At 37.0% G+C, this 13,597-nt stretch carries 14 protein-coding genes; 13 read left to right on the forward strand and 1 reads right to left on the reverse strand.

The window, feature by feature from the left end:
* The 8 genes from VK90_RS08690 to VK90_RS08725 form a co-directional block, all read left to right on the forward strand.
* Window positions 1-1,558: DNA translocase FtsK (locus tag VK90_RS08690; protein WP_048372075.1), on the forward strand; the 1,558-nt coding region annotated here is incomplete at its 5' end.
* Window positions 1,559-1,619: 61 nt separating this feature from the next.
* The gene (locus VK90_RS08695) at window positions 1,620-2,738 is read left to right on the forward strand and encodes a nicotinate phosphoribosyltransferase (protein WP_002173816.1); all 1,119 of its coding nucleotides are present in this window, start codon (window positions 1,620-1,622) and stop codon (window positions 2,736-2,738) included.
* Window positions 2,739-2,988: 250 nt separating this feature from the next.
* Entirely contained in the window at window positions 2,989-4,299 is a 1,311-nt protein-coding gene (murC, locus tag VK90_RS08700) for a UDP-N-acetylmuramate--L-alanine ligase (RefSeq protein WP_048372078.1), read from the forward strand.
* 273 nt (window positions 4,300-4,572) lie between these two features.
* Complete coding sequence (locus tag VK90_RS08705; protein WP_002173814.1) at window positions 4,573-4,986, forward strand: MerR family transcriptional regulator; 414 nt, start codon at window positions 4,573-4,575, stop codon at window positions 4,984-4,986.
* Window positions 4,976-5,881, forward strand: a complete 906-nt coding sequence (locus tag VK90_RS08710) for a DMT family transporter (RefSeq protein WP_048372081.1) — start codon at window positions 4,976-4,978, stop codon at window positions 5,879-5,881. The genes VK90_RS08705 and VK90_RS08710 overlap by 11 nt, the downstream gene beginning before the upstream one ends.
* A 56-nt stretch (window positions 5,882-5,937) precedes the next feature.
* Entirely contained in the window at window positions 5,938-6,486 is a 549-nt protein-coding gene (locus VK90_RS08715; protein ID WP_048372083.1) for a GNAT family N-acetyltransferase, read from the forward strand.
* A complete protein-coding gene (locus VK90_RS08720) occupies window positions 6,483-6,974 on the forward strand; it encodes a GNAT family N-acetyltransferase (protein WP_048372084.1) in 492 nt (163 codons plus the stop codon). Before VK90_RS08715 ends, VK90_RS08720 begins: the two co-directional genes overlap by 4 nt.
* Before the next feature lie 77 nt (window positions 6,975-7,051).
* Window positions 7,052-7,456, forward strand: a complete 405-nt coding sequence (locus VK90_RS08725) for a PH domain-containing protein (RefSeq protein WP_048372086.1) — start codon at window positions 7,052-7,054, stop codon at window positions 7,454-7,456.
* Between the two features lie 255 nt (window positions 7,457-7,711).
* Here VK90_RS08725 and VK90_RS08730 read toward each other — a convergent pair whose 3' ends face one another.
* The gene (locus tag VK90_RS08730; RefSeq protein WP_025147634.1) at window positions 7,712-8,827 is read right to left on the reverse strand and encodes an aminopeptidase; all 1,116 of its coding nucleotides are present in this window, start codon (window positions 8,825-8,827) and stop codon (window positions 7,712-7,714) included.
* 187 nt (window positions 8,828-9,014) lie between these two features.
* Between VK90_RS08730 and VK90_RS08735 the strand changes: the two genes are divergently transcribed.
* From VK90_RS08735 to ccpA, 5 genes are all read left to right on the forward strand, one after another.
* Window positions 9,015-9,524, forward strand: coding sequence for a DUF948 domain-containing protein (locus VK90_RS08735; protein ID WP_002173808.1), 510 nt, complete (start codon window positions 9,015-9,017; stop codon window positions 9,522-9,524).
* 2 nt (window positions 9,525-9,526) lie between these two features.
* On the forward strand, window positions 9,527-9,853 hold the full coding sequence (ytxJ, locus tag VK90_RS08740) for a bacillithiol system redox-active protein YtxJ (RefSeq protein ID WP_025147632.1): 327 nt from the start codon (window positions 9,527-9,529) through the stop codon (window positions 9,851-9,853).
* Between the two features lie 111 nt (window positions 9,854-9,964).
* Entirely contained in the window at window positions 9,965-10,981 is a 1,017-nt protein-coding gene (locus VK90_RS08745) for a CamS family sex pheromone protein (protein WP_048372089.1), read from the forward strand.
* 205 nt (window positions 10,982-11,186) lie between these two features.
* On the forward strand, window positions 11,187-12,260 hold the full coding sequence (locus VK90_RS08750) for a bifunctional 3-deoxy-7-phosphoheptulonate synthase/chorismate mutase (protein WP_048372091.1): 1,074 nt from the start codon (window positions 11,187-11,189) through the stop codon (window positions 12,258-12,260).
* A 319-nt stretch (window positions 12,261-12,579) separates the two neighbouring features.
* Window positions 12,580-13,578, forward strand: a complete 999-nt coding sequence (gene ccpA / locus VK90_RS08755) for a catabolite control protein A (RefSeq protein ID WP_048372092.1) — start codon at window positions 12,580-12,582, stop codon at window positions 13,576-13,578.
* Window positions 13,579-13,597 lie beyond the last annotated feature (19 nt).

A 13,597-nucleotide genomic window follows, 5' to 3' on the forward strand; every position in this document is an offset into this window, starting at 1 on the left:
GGAAGAAAAGCCAGTGCAGCAAGTAGTGGTAGCTGAACAAGTACAAGAGCCAATTTCAAGTACGGAAGTACAAGAGAAAGCATATGTTGTAAATCAAAGAGAGAACGATATGCGCAACGTACTACAAACGCCACCGGAATATGAACTTCCGTCATTAACGTTGTTGTCGATTCCACAGCAGGCAGCGTTAGATAATACAGAGTGGCTAGAAGAACAGGAAGAATTATTAAATACGACATTTAATAATTTCCATGTTGGAGCACATGTTATTAATGTGTCACAAGGGCCGGCAGTAACTCGTTTTGAAGTACAACCAGACCCAGGTGTGAAAGTAAATAAAATTACAAATTTAAGTGATGATATTAAATTAAGTTTAGCTGCGAAAGATATTCGAATTGAAGCGCCAATTCCAGGGAAGAGTGCAATTGGAATTGAAGTTCCGAACAAGGAAAGTAAGCCAGTATTCCTTCGTGAAATTTTAAGGAGTCCTGTATTTACAAAGAGTGAATCACCGCTTACAGTTGCGCTTGGACTTGATATTTCAGGTGATCCAATTGTAACGGATATTCGAAAAATGCCACATGGACTTATTGCGGGCGCAACTGGTTCAGGGAAAAGTGTGTGCATTAACGCAATTTTAACGAGTATTTTATATAAAGCGAAGCCGCATGAAGTGAAGTTGATACTAATTGATCCGAAGATGGTTGAGCTTGCACCATATAATTCTGTTCCACATCTTGTAGCACCTGTTATTACTGACGTAAAAGCAGCTACAGCTGCGTTAAAGTGGGCGGTTGAAGAGATGGAACGCCGTTATGAATTGTTTGCGCATGCTGGTGCTCGTGATTTAACTCGTTACAATACGATTGTAAGTGAGAGAGAAATTCCGGGTGAGACATTACCGTATATTGTTATCGTCATTGACGAGTTAGCGGACTTAATGATGGTTGCCCCTGGTGATGTTGAGGAAGCAATTTGTCGTATCGCACAAAAAGCTCGTGCTTGTGGAATTCATCTATTAGTTGCGACGCAGCGTCCATCTGTAGACGTTATTACAGGTTTAATTAAATCAAACATTCCAACGCGTATTGCATTTACAGTATCGTCTCAAGTTGATTCGCGTACGATTATCGATATTGGGGGCGCGGAGAAATTACTTGGCCGTGGTGATATGCTATTTTTAGGAAACGGCACGTCTAAACCAGTTCGTGTACAAGGCGTATACGTATCGGATGATGAGATCGAAAAAACAGTTGACCATGTGAAAAAGCAAATGAAGCCGAATTACTTATTTAAGCAAGAGGATTTATTAGCAAAATCAGAGCAGAGTGAGTCTGAAGATGAACTATTTTTTGATGCATGTCAATTTGTTGTAGAGCAAGGGGGAGCGTCCACATCTTCTGTACAGAGAAAATTCCGTATCGGTTATAATCGCGCGGCACGTCTAATTGAAGAGATGGAATCGCAAGGGATTATTTCTGAAGCAAGAGGAACGAAACCGAGAGATGTCCTTATTTCCGAGGATGAATTTGCTGCTATGCAGGAAACGAATGTATAGTGCGCGGTTTTGCTGTATACTAAGAGAAAATGTTGGATAGTAAAGTAGGGAGTAAAGCGACATGAAAGAAATTGAATTAAAATTAAAAGGTGAAATAAATCGACTAACAAATAAAACATTTAAATTTGATGAACGTGTTGGAGACGGTTGGTTCTCTGCCGTTTACTTTTTAAAAACTAGAGAAATCATTGAAGAATTTCGCCCAAAAAGTGTTGTAACAATGCAGTTTTTCCAAAAAGAACATGCAGTTCTTTGCGGAACAGATGAGGTAATTGCATTGCTACAAACATTCGCCAAAAATCCTGAGGAATTAGAAATTCATTCTTTAAAGGATGGCGATAATATTAGTCCATTTGAAACGGTTTTAACAATTCATGGTCCTTATGAATACTTCGGCTTTTTAGAAGGTGTAATTGATGGGATTTTAGCTCGTCGTACATCAGTTGCGACAAACGTATATAACGTTGTCCAAGCTGCACGTAGCGTAGACAAAGAAAAACCGGTTATTTTCATGGGAGATCGTGATGATCATTATACGCAACAAGCTGGTGACGGTTATGCGGCATACATCGGAGGTATGAGCGCACAAGCGACGCATGCAATGAATGAATGGTGGGGCAGAAGTGGTATGGGGACGATGCCTCACGCATTAATTCAAATGTTTAATGGTGATGTTGTTGAAGCTGCAAAAGCATATCATAAAAAATTCCCAGAGGATGAATTAGTCGTACTAATTGATTACAACAATGATGTCATTACAGATGCACTTCGCGTAGCGCGTGAATTTGGATCAATATTAAAAGGTGTACGTGTCGATACGTCTCGTACAATGATTGATCAATACTTCATTCGTCACCCAGAAGTACTTGGAACATTTGATCCTCGTGGTGTAAATCCATCGCTTGTATTTGCACTTCGTAAGGCTCTTGATGAGGAAGGGTTCCAACATGTAGATATCGTTGTAACTGGTGGATTTGATGAGAAGCGTATTCGTGAATTTGAAGCTCAAAATGTTCCTGTCGATATATACGGAGTAGGAAGCAGCTTATTAAAAATGAATATTGGTTTTACTGGTGATAACGTAGAATTAAATGGAAAACCAGAAGCAAAAGCTGGTCGTAAATACCGTCCAAACCCACGTCTAGAGCGTGTTCAATTAGAAACAAAAAAAGATATGTAAAAGCGAGAAAAACTGATAGGTGATTGACCCTATCAGTTTTTCTGTTATCATAGTATAGCGGCTTGTTTTTTGCTATAATAAATGTGTTATGGACATAAAAAAAGTACGTACGAGTTTATCCTGATAGGTGAAGGTAAAAAGAAATTCACTGCATCAGAAATGTATGATGATTACCAAAATAAGAAAAGATTCATATACTGTCTTATAGATAGGCCGTTGTATTAGTTCGAAATGTTGGAGGTTCTTTAAGATGACAGTTTACCATTTTGTAGGAATTAAAGGAACAGGAATGAGTTCATTAGCGCAAATTCTTCATGACATGAAGCATACTGTTCAAGGGTCTGATTATGAAAAGCGTTTCTTTACACAAACAGCATTGGAAAAGCGTGGTATTTCCATCCTTCCTTTTGATAAAAATAATATTAAAGAAGGACAAGTGATTATCGCAGGAAATGCATTTCCAGATACGCATGAAGAAATCGTAGCAGCGAAAGAATTAAATATCCCAGTACACCGTTACCACCATTTTTTAGGTGATCTTATGAACAAATATACAAGTGTTGCTGTAACTGGTGCACATGGAAAAACATCAACAACTGGTTTGTTAGCCCATGTAATGCAAGGTGCACACCCAACATCATACCTTATTGGAGATGGAACTGGGCATGGGGTAGAAAATAGTAAGTATTTTGTATTTGAAGCTTGTGAGTATCGTCGTCATTTCTTGTCTTACTATCCAGACTATGCAATTATGACAAATATCGATTTCGATCATCCAGATTATTTTGCAGACATCAATGATGTATTTAGTGCATTCAAAGAGATGGCATTGCAAGTGAAAAAAGGTATTATTGCATGTGGTGATGATGAAGAACTTCAAAAAATTCAAGCAAAAGTACCTGTTATTTTCTATGGATTTGGAGAAGATAATGATTTCCAAGCACGTAACATCCAAAAGAGAACTGATGGTACTATATTCGATGTATTCGTTCGTAATACGTATTATGACACGTTCAAAATTACAGGATACGGCGATCACAGCGTATTAAATGCATTAGCAGTTATCGCGCTTTGCCATTATGAAAACGTTGATGTAGAAGCAGTAAAACATCAATTAACAACTTTTGAAGGTGTAAAACGTCGCTTTAATGAAAAGCCGATGGGAGAGCAAGTTATCATTGATGACTATGCACACCATCCGACAGAAATTAATGCAACGATTGAAGCAGCTCGTCAAAAACATCCAGAGCGTGAAGTTGTCGCTGTATTCCAGCCACATACATTCTCACGTACAGAGAAATTCTTAGATGAGTTCGCAGAAAGCCTAAGCAAGGCTGACCAAGTATACTTATGTGATATTTTCGGCTCAGCACGTGAAAACAAAGGTGAATTAACAATTGAAGATCTGCAAAAACGTATCGATGGTGCAGAGCTAATTACAGATACAACAACAGAGGTATTAAAGAAACATAAAAACGGCGTTCTTATTTTCATGGGCGCAGGTGACATCCAAAAATTCGAAGCAGCTTACGTAAAAGAAGTTCAAGTTGCAGAGAAGTAAGAAAAAAGACGCATAGCTGAGCTGTGCGTCTTTTTTTGTTGTGTTCGATTTTTATCCCGCTATTTGCGAGCAGTAAGACTCCCACCTCAAAATTCGGCTGTAAAGCAAAGGAGTTAGGTGGGAGATCAACTGCCCGTAAAAGCCCGATTGGTGAGGGCTGATAATCAGTGGGGGATGAACAAAACCCCCACTGATTAAAGTTTCACTTTATGTATTGACCTAGAGTCAACTCTAGGTTGTAAGATGAAAATGTAAAAACAAGGGGGAGAGAATATGTATAAAATCAGTGAAGTAGCAGAGTTAACGGGGATGGGTATTCACACTTTACGCTATTATGAGAAATTAGGTTTATTACCACCACCAACGCGAAATAGTGGTATTCGGCAGTATACAGAAGGTGATGTGCGGCTATTAAAATTTTTATATTCATTAAAGCAAACTGGAATGTCATTAGAAGAGATGGCTGAGTTTGCAAGTGATGGATGCATTATAGAGGAAATCAAACAGCGGAAAGAGGAAGTACCTACGAAAGTAAAAAAGAGAATTTCAATTTTAACAACTCACTTAGAGCGGTTAAAAGAACAACAGGAGCAATTGCAAAAAGTAGTTCAGTTAACAGAGGAGAAATTAGAAATTTATTACGGTTTTCTAGAGGGAAAAGACTCGGAGGCCGACAATGAAGAATAAAGTATATGCTCAGTTATTAGGATTTTCCATATTTACTGGTGGGACCTTTAATGCTTCGAAATATGCGGTGCAATATTTCGAAGCGATTCATATAGCGGCATGGCGTTTTGGAATTGCTGCACTTGTGATGTTATGTCTCTTAAAAATACGAAAAGATTTTGAGTTGGAAGTATGGAGGCAGAATAGGGTTTATTACCTTTTGCTTGGTATAGTTGGTGTATTCGGTTTTAACTTCTTTTTCTTTTTAGGAATGAAACATACAGAAGCTATTAATGGAGCGCTTATTATGGCGACAAATCCACTTGTTACGACGTTATTAGCAAGTGTCATTTTACGAGAGAAAATAGTGAAGCACCAAGCGATTGGAATGTTACTTGCACTACTTGGTGTTGTTTTTGTCCTTACACAAGGTTCGTTTGCAATACTACAAAATTTATCGTTTTCAAAAGGTGATTTATATATTTTATTAGGGAATATTTGCTGGGCACTATACGGCGTATTAAGTAGAAGATTTATTAAGACGGGTAGTCCAATACAAACGACGACATATACGATGACTATTGGGGCACTTGCTTTTATTATGATATCTTTCACGCAAAAGAGTGTAGTACCAGTGTTAGAAATTCCTCTATTAGCTTGGATATCTATCATCTTTATGGCAATTGGAATGAGTGTGCTTGGTTACTTATGGTGGAATAATGGAATCGCTCAAATTGGTGCAGCGAGAACATCTTTATTTTTTAATTTAGTGCCTGTTGTTACTATGATTATTTCTTTTGTAGAAGGAATAAATATAACAGCCGTACAATGTATAGGGATAATATTAGTTATTACGGGAGTACTATATTCTTCTGGCTTTATTAAGATAAGATCGAAAGAAAGTGTGAATATTTAACATTTTCTATCTAGAAATGTTAGAATAATAAGAAAAATAAAAAGGGGCTAAAAAATATGTTCACACTCCGAGTAGATAATGAAATCGAACTTCAACTATTAGAAAAACATCATAAAGAGGAACTATATGAATTAATAGATCAAAATCGTAATCATTTAAGAAGGTGGCTTCCGTGGGTAGATGGGACGAAATCTGCTGATGCTTATGATGAGATTTTTCCGATGTGGTTAAAGAAATTTGCAGAGGGAGACGGTTTTGAAAGTGGAATACGTTATAAAGGAAAGCTCGTTGGGATGGTAGGTATTCATCCGGTAAGCTGGGGGAAGAAAGCGACGAGTCTTGGATATTACCTTGCAGAAGATGCTGGTGGGAAAGGCATTATGACGCGTAGTATGAAGGCTGTGCTTCATTATGCATTTGAAAACTTGAAACTGAATAAAATTGAAATCCGGTGCGGTGTTGAAAATGCGAAAAGCCGCGCAATTCCAGAACGTTTAGGTTTTAAGTTAGATGGTACTTTAAGAGATGAAGAATGGCTATATGATCATTTCCAGGATATTGCTGTGTATAGTTTACTAGCTTCGGAATGGAAGGAGATTCGATGAACGAGAAAATTTTCATTGTGCCATATGAAAGTAAGTTTCAAGATGAAGTAGTAGATCTCATTGTTCATATTCAGCAAAAAGAATACAATGTCCCAATTACGAAAGAAGAGCAGCCTGACTTACTAGAAATAGAAACGTTCTATCAAAGGGATCAAGGAAACTTTTGGGTGGCAACTTATGATGGGAAAGTAGTTGGAACGATAGCTTTATTAGATATTGGGAATCGTCAAGTAGCGCTAAGGAAAATGTTTGTGAAGAAAGAGTTCCGCGGAAAAGAATGGGGTGCATCAAGAATGCTACTTCAAACAGCAATCTCTTGGGCGAAGGAACAGAACTTGGAAGACATTTATTTAGGAACAACAATTAAATTTCTAGCGGCACACCGTTTTTACGAAAAGAATGGTTTCCAAAGTGTGAATATAGAAGAGTTGCCAAAAAGTTTTCCTGTGCTAGAAGTAGATAAGAAGTTTTATAGGTACATCGTTTAAAAAGGTCATTCAGAAATGGCCTTTTTTTATAAATAAAAATGGGAAATATAGTATAATTTAGGTTAGGTGATGTAGGTATGAACTTTCCGATTCAAAGAAGTAAGTCATCGTTGATTTTCGTTAGTCTCACGTTAGCTTCTATGTTTGTGTATCCAATTGTCATGTTTTTCATAAATAAAGAGCAGTGGATGTCAGCGTTGATTGGGATGGGTGTATGCTTTATTGTAAATGTACCACTCGTTTGGGAGGTGTTTATTAAAAAACATAAAGTAGAAAATGGTGTATTAAAGTACGGTATTTTAAATGATGACATTGTATTAAAAGATATGAGAATTATCCGTCAGGTCGGAAAGTCTCTTGAAATTACGACGAATACATATAAAGTACATATGATTGCGATGCCACAAGATATGACACAGTTTTTATTGCTTGTTGAAAAAGAGAATCCAAATGTGAAAATAGATATGTTTGGGAAGAAATAACAAATAAGAAAATGAGTTTTAAAGTGCCAGAGGATGTGGCTAAAGATTTATCCCGCATTAACGGGCAGTAAGACTCCCACCTCAAAATTCGGCTGGAGCAAAGAAGTTAGGTGGGAGATCAACTGCCCGTAAACGCCCGATTGGTGCGGGCTGATAATCAGTGGGGGATGAACAAAACCCCCACTGATTAAAGTTTCACTTTATTACAGTACTGATAAAAAAACGCTCGGATACAATTCCGAGCGTTTTTTTATATTATTTTAAGTTCTCTGGGTTTAAAGCTTCTAGTTCAGGTACAACGAAGCGTCCGTCTTTACGGATTAGTACGTCGTCGAAGTAAATTTCGCCGCCGCCGTATTCAGGGCGTTGGATGCATACTAAATCCCAGTGGATGTTAGAGTTGTTGCCGTTCCATGCATCGTCGTAAGCTTGTCCAGGAGTGAAGTGGAAGCTGCCATCGATTTTTTCATCAAATAGAATGTCTCCCATTGGATGTAAGATGTATGGGTTTACACCGATTGCGAACTCACCAACGTAGCGTGCGCCTTCGTCTGTATCGAAGATTTTGTTAATGCGTTCTGAATCGTTTGCAGTTGCTTCAACGATTTGTCCATTCTCAAATTTAAGTTGTACATTTTCAAATGTATAGCCGTTGTAAGGCGATGGTGTATTGTAAGAAACTGTACCGTTAACAGAATCGCGAACTGGCGCAGAGTATACTTCACCATCTGGGATGTTTAAATGACCTGAGCATTTAATAGCTGGAATGTCTTTAATAGAGAATGTTAAGTCAGTTCCAGGTCCAGTTAAGCGAACTTTATCTGTTTTATTCATTAATGCAACAAGGCTATCCATCGCCTTATCCATTTTTCCGTAATCTAAGTTACATACTTCGAAGTAGAAGTCTTCGAAAGCTTCTGTGCTCATTTTAGCAAGCTGTGCCATAGAAGCATTTGGATAGCGAAGAACAACCCAGCGTGTTTTCGGAACGCGAATGTCTCTATGAACTTTTTTACCAACTGTTTGGCCATGAATTTTCATACGTTCACTTGGAACGTCGGCTTGTTCGTTAATATTATCACCAGAGCGAAGGCCGATGTAAGCATCCATATCTTTCATTACGCTCGCTTCATATGTAGCGATTTGTTCGAAATGTTCTTCCGTAGCACCCATTAATAAAGAGCGATCTACTGAGTGGTCTTTTAAAGAAACGAATGGGAAACCGCCAGCTGCATATGCTTCTTTTACAAGTGCAGTTACAAGTTCTTTTTGTAAGCCAAAGTTTTCAATTAATACTTTTTCGCCTTTTTGTAAGCGAATAGAGTAGTTAATTAAATTGTATGCTAACTTTTCAATGCGTGGATCTTTCATATGTAAAGCCTCCTTACTAATTATGTATCCTCTCCTATTGTAACCTACTTAGTGGAATTTGTTGAATGATTTATGTTAAAGTTAACGAATAAGTATGAAAATTCTAATGAAAAGATAGGGATTAGAATGAAACGGAAAATGATTGTATAATAGGAGAAAGTATGAAAAAGATAAAGGAAGTGATGAAATGCAAGTTCTTTTATATGTAAGTGCGGCTATTATTGCAGTTGCTTTCGCTGTATTAGTAGTATATGCATGCAGAACGTTGTTATCGGTTCAGAAGACGTTAGAAAACGTTGCAAGCACGTTAGAAGGTTTAGAAAAGCAAATGCAAGGAATAAGTGTAGAGACGGAGCAATTATTACATAAGACAAATGCGTTAGCTGATGATATTCAACAGAAGTCACAGTCGCTAAATAAAGTAGTAGAAGGTGTGGATGGAATCGGAACGACGATTCACTCTTTAAATACGAAGCTTCGCAATGTGTCAGAGTCTGTTACGGACGAAATTGAAAATAATGCAGATAAAGTAGCACAAGTTGTACAGTGGAGTAGCGCAGCAATTGAAGTATACAACCATTACCGTGCTACGAGACAAGAGAAAAAGATTGAAAAAGAAGAGCGTAAACTAGAGAGAGCTGAGCAGAAGGCTGAAAAGAGAGAGAAACGTTCTAGACTTCGTATGAGAGGTGAGTAATGATGAGTATGATAAAAATTGAAACGATTGAAGAACTTGAAGCGTTAGTAGAAAAGAACGAGCCATATGTTCTTTTTAAACATAGTACAACATGTCCAATTAGCCACGGTGCATATACAGAGTTTCAAGCGTATTGTGGTGAAGAAAGAGAAGTACCAGCATATTACTTATACGTACAAGATGCGAGAGACGTTTCGAACCATGTTGCAGAGCAATACAGTATTAAGCATGAATCTCCGCAAGTGTTATACATAAAAGATGGAATGGTAGTATGGCATACATCTCATTGGAATATTAAAAAAGAAGCTTTAGAAGAGAATGTAAAGTAGAGAGGCAAGCGAGAGGCTTGCTTCTTTTTTATTTTGTTGCAATATATTTAGTGGTACACTATAAATACATTAGAACTAAGTAAATTGAATTTTGAAAGTGGGTTTTAAGCAATGAAGAAAATGGCGTTATTCTTCACAACCGTAAGTTTATTACTGGGGGCTTGCAGTAATGATACTATTGGTAAGAAGGATGAAGTTGTACAGAAAGATACGAAAGAAAAAAGTATGATTCCAAGAACTGCGGTTTCTAAGGAGTACTATAGAACTGTTATTCCTTTAAAGGAACAAAAAGTAATTAATACAGTTAATGTTACAACGAATTCTAAACTAGATTTAGCAGAATATGAAAGTGGTTTAATGAATATTGCTTCAAAACAATTTGATACAGAAAATTACGTATTACAATTAAATCAGTATATTCCAGAGAAAACTATTGATGAATTAGTTACGAAACAAGAAGTACCGGTTGTGACTAATATTATAGAACAGGACTATTTCGGCAAACAAAATTCAAACGAACTAAGCTTGTCTGGTGTAGTTATTGGTTTAGCTATGTCTTCAAATGTATCTAATGAGGAAGCTATTTCTAAAGGTACTGAAGTCGCTAAGAAGCTTATAGAAGCTATTAATAAAAATGATAAATATAACAAATCTCCAATTACGTTTGCTATATTTAAGCAAGAAAGTACAAGTTCTTTAAAGAATGGTACTTATATTTCTAGCGCTTCTGTTCAAAAGAACGATACAAATCTTGGGAATTGGGAAGCTATTGATGAAAAGTCGTATTCGTATCCTTCTCAAGAATTTGAGGGAGCACATGGAGAAGATAATAAAAAGCTAAATGATTTTTCTAAAGCGATAAAGGAATTTTCTAAAGGAGATTATATTCCAGTTAATGCTAAGATTTCATATAAGCAAAATCGTATGGATAAATTAAATCTGGATATTGTCGTTAAATACAATGGTAAATCAGAATTAATGGGGCTCTCTCAAATTGCTGTTCAAAGTATGTTAGAACAATTGCCTAAAGATGCTAAAGTACAATTACAAATCAAGTCCGAGAGTAAAATCGAGGCTGTTATTATAAAAGAGAAGGACAGCGATAAGCCGTTTGTTTCTTTCCTATAATAAAAAAAGACAGTTTAAATACTGTCTTTTTTTTCATTGCAAACTACTATATTTGCATGAAATTCTCATGTATTCTTTCTATCTGTTCACTACGTCACTCTTTGTTGTATATCGTGTGACAACTGCATATGTATCAGATATAATAAGTTATCTTAAAAAAGTTAATGACTGTAACATATAGAAATTTGAAAAAGGTGGCTTTCTTATGGCATCACAAGAATTGGATCGTTTACGTTCTGGAATCGATCAACTCAATCTACAAATATTAGAATTACTAAGTGAAAGAGGCCGTCTCGTGCAAGAGGTTGGGAATTTAAAAGAAGTACAAGGTGTGAAACGTTTTGATCCTGTACGTGAAAGAAATATGCTTAATTTAATTGCAGAAAAGAATGATGGTCCATTTGAAACATCAACTTTACAACATATTTTCAAACAAATTTTCCAAGCTGGTTTAGAGTTACAAGAAGACGATCATCGTAAGGCGCTACTTGTTTCTCGTAAGAAAAAAACAGAAGATACAATTGTCGAAATTAATGGTGAAAAAATTGGCGATGGTAATCAGCATTTTATTATGGGGCCATGTGCTGTGGAAAGTTATGAACAAGTACGCCAAGTTGCAGAAGCGATGAAAGAGCAAGGGTTGAAATTAATGCGCGGTGGTGCTTTCAAGCCTCGTACATCTCCATATGATTTTCAAGGTCTTGGATTAGAAGGCTTGCAAATTTTACGCCAAGTTGCAGATGAATATGATTTAGCTGTTATTAGTGAAATTTTAAATCCAAATGATATTGAAATGGCATTAGATTACGTTGATGTTATTCAAATTGGTGCTCGCAATATGCAAAACTTCGAACTGCTAAAAGCGGCTGGTGCTGTAAATAAACCGGTATTATTAAAGCGTGGTTTATCAGCAACAATCGAAGAATTTATTAATGCGGCAGAATATATCATGGCAGAGGGTAATGGTAATATCATTTTATGTGAACGTGGTATTCGCACATATGAAAGAGCAACGCGTAATACGCTTGATATTTCCGCTGTGCCGATTTTAAAGAAAGAAACGCATTTACCTGTCGTTGTCGATGTTACGCATTCTACAGGGCGTCGTGACCTTCTATTACCAGCTGCAAAAGCGGCGATGGCAATTGGTGCGGATGCGATTATGGCAGAAGTACACCCGGATCCTGCGGTTGCTTTATCAGATGCAGCACAGCAAATGGATATTCCGGAATTCAATGAGTTTATGAAAGAATTAAAAGTATTTGGAAGTAAATTGTAAAAACTTTTAAAGAGGCGGTCCAAAAAGACATTTTGGAACAGCCTCCTCTTATTTTATAAGTTTTTACTTATGGGACATCTCCTTTTTACAAAAATTGCCCTTTTTGCATAAAAAATACGAAAATACGAGAAAAGAAGCGAATTTTTTCGAAACTTTTGCGGGAAAATATTGTATGAGCCTGCGTTTTTATCGTATCATTAGTAAAAGGAAGAACTCGGGACGATTGTTGGCATCTGCAAATAGAGTTGATGTCTTTTTTTCATTCAAGTGAACCGATACATAAAAATAGATAACATAAATAGAAGGAGTGTGCGAAGAGATGAACGTAACAATCTATGATGTAGCGCGTGAAGCGAATGTTTCAATGGCTACTGTATCACGTGTTGTGAACGGTAACCCAAATGTAAAGCCTACAACAAGAAAGAAAGTATTAGAAGCAATTGATCGTTTAGGATACCGCCCAAATGCGGTTGCACGTGGACTAGCAAGTAAGAAGACAACTACAGTGGGTGTTATTATCCCTGATATCTCAAATACGTTTTATGCAGAACTTGCTCGTGGAATTGAAGATATCGCAACAATGTACAAATATAACATCATTTTAAGTAACTCTGACCAAAACAAAGAGAAAGAGTTCCACTTATTAAATACGATGCTTGGGAAACAAGTGGACGGGATTGTTTTCATGGGTGAAGATATTACAGATACTCACGTTGAAGAGTTCAAAAAATCTCCAGTACCAATTGTATTAGCAGCGTCATTTGATGAGCAAAATGAAACGTCATCAGTAAATATCGATTATACACAAGCAGCTTACGATGCAATGAAGCATTTTATTGAACAAGGACATAAACGTATCGGTTTCGTCTCTGGTCCTTTCATTGATAAAGCGGGAAGCGCGAAGAAGTTACAAGGTTATAAAAAAGCTTTAGAAGAAGCAGGTATTTCATATGATGAAAATCTTGTAATCGATGGAGATTACACATATGATTCAGGTCTAGAAGCGTTTGAAAAGCTTTGGAGCATTGATGAAAAACCAACAGCAATTTTCGTATCTTCTGATGAAATGGCACTAGGTGTAATCCACGCAGCACAAGACGCTGGATTAAACGTACCAACTGATATCGAAGTGCTTGGTTTTGACAATACTCGCCTTGCCTTAATGGTACGTCCACAGCTTTCAACAGTTGTACAACCAATGTATGATATCGGTGCAGTAGCAATGCGTCTACTAACAAAATATATGAACAAAGAAAAAGTAGAAGATCACACGGTTATCTTACCTCACCGTATCCAATTTAGAGATTCAACGAAGTAAGCATAAAAGAGCTCACAGC

Source organism: Bacillus sp. LK2 (genome assembly GCF_001043575.1).
GTDB lineage: Bacteria > Bacillota > Bacilli > Bacillales > Bacillaceae_G > Bacillus_A > Bacillus_A paramycoides.